At 72.5% G+C, this 1,803-nt stretch carries 2 protein-coding genes; both read left to right on the forward strand.

Annotated features, from left to right (window positions below; genetic code table 11):
- Positions 1 to 826: phosphopantetheine-binding protein (locus HPT28_RS26395; RefSeq protein ID WP_257579465.1), on the forward strand; the 826-nt coding region annotated here is incomplete at its 5' end.
- Positions 827 to 846: 20 nt separating this feature from the next.
- The coding region (locus HPT28_RS26400) for a polyketide synthase (RefSeq protein WP_306824675.1) at positions 847 to 1,803 on the forward strand (957 nt) is incomplete at its 3' end.

The raw sequence follows: 1,803 nt of genomic DNA on the forward strand, positions 1-1,803 counted from the left end.
GCTGGACGCGTTGGCCCACATACGTCGAGAGCGGGGCCTGCCCGCGACCTCCCTCGCCTGGGGCCTGTGGGAGAACACCGCGGGCATGGCGGGCGGGCTCGGTGAGTCGCAGCTTGCCCAGCTGGAGCGGATGGGGGCGGTGCCGCTCTCCGACGACGAGGGCCTTGAGCTGTTCGACCAGTCGCTCGGAGCGGAGGCGGCCTTGCTCGCCCCGGTGTGCCTCGACGCGGCGACGCTGCGGGTCCAGGCCCAGGCCGGGATGCTGCCCGCGCTGCTGCGTGGGCTGGTCAGGACACCGGCCCGCCCGGCCGAACCGACGGGTGGGTCGCTGGCGCAGCGGCTCGCCGGGGCGGATCCGGCGGACCGCGAGCAGGCCGTGCTGGACCTGGTCCGCACGCAGGCAGCGGCCGTTCTCGGCCACGCGTCGGCCGCGTCGATCGGTGCGGAGCGCCCCTTCAAGGACCTCGGCTTCGACTCCCTCGGTGCCGTGGGGCTGCGCAACCGGCTGACCCAGGCCACCGGGGTCCGGCTCCCCGCGACGCTGATCTTCGACCACCCGACCCCGGCAGCCGTCGCCCGACTGCTGCTGGCCGAGCTCGGCGGCGGAGAAGAGGCGGCGGAGCCGTCCATCGACGCCGAACTGAAGCGGCTGGAGAACCTGCTCGCGGCGGCGGCAGAGGAGGAGAAACAGCGTGTCGCCGGACGGCTGCGCGCGCTGGCCACCGCGCTCTCCGAGGCCGGGGAGAGCGCCAGCGGGCGGATCGAGGCCGCCGAATCCGTGGACGAAGTCTTCCGCCTGATCGACGCGGAGTTCGGTGAGGCATGACGAGGGATAAGGACGTGAGCATGGTCGGCAACGACCCCCAGAACGACCCACAGCAGGAAAAGCTCGTCCGCTACCTGAAGAAGATGGCCGTCGACCTGGGCGACGCCCGGGACCGGCTGCGTGAGTACGAGGACCGGGAGAGCGAGCCGCTGGCGATCGTCGGCATGAGCTGCCGGTACCCCGGCGGCGTCACCTCGCCGGGCGAGCTGTGGGAGCTGGTGGCCGAAGGCCGCGACGGCATGACGCCGATGCCCACGGACCGTGGCTGGGACCTGGAGGGGCTCTACGACCCGGACCCGGACCGGCTCGGAAAGGCATACTCGCGAGTCGGCGGCTTCATCGACCGTGTCAGCGACTTCGATGCCGAGTTCTTCGGGATCAGTCCGCGTGAGGCCACCTCGATGGACCCGCAGCAGCGGCTCCTGCTGGAGGCGGCGTGGGAGGCGTTCGAGGACGCGGGTATCGACCCGACGTCCCTGCGCGGCACCGACACCGGTGTGTACTGCGGCGTCGGCTCCTCGGACTACGCCGTCGGACCGGCCGGCAGCCTGCCGCAGATCGAGGGCCTCCGGCTGACCGGTTCGACCTCCAGCGTGGTCTCCGGCCGGATCTCCTACACGCTCGGGCTGGAGGGCCCGTCGGTCTCGGTCGACACGGCGTGCTCGTCGTCGCTCGTCGCGCTGCACCTGGCCGCGCGGGCCCTGCGGGACCGTGAGTGCTCGCTGGCGCTGGTCGGCGGCGTGACCATCCTCTCCGGGCCGTTCCTCTTCGTGGAGTTCAGCCGTCAGCGGGCGCTGTCACCGGACGGCCGGTGCAAGGCGTTCTCGGCCTCCGCGGACGGCACCGGATTCTCCGACGGCCTCGGCCTCGTGGTGCTGGAGCGGTTGTCGGACGCGCGGCGTAACGGGCACGAGGTGCTGGCCGTGGTGCGGGGCAGTGCGGTGAACCAGGACGGGGCGAGTAACGGTCTGACGGCG

The organism is Streptomyces sp. JJ38, assembly GCF_019303475.1.
In the GTDB taxonomy this organism is placed as follows: Bacteria; Actinomycetota; Actinomycetes; order Streptomycetales; family Streptomycetaceae; genus Streptomyces.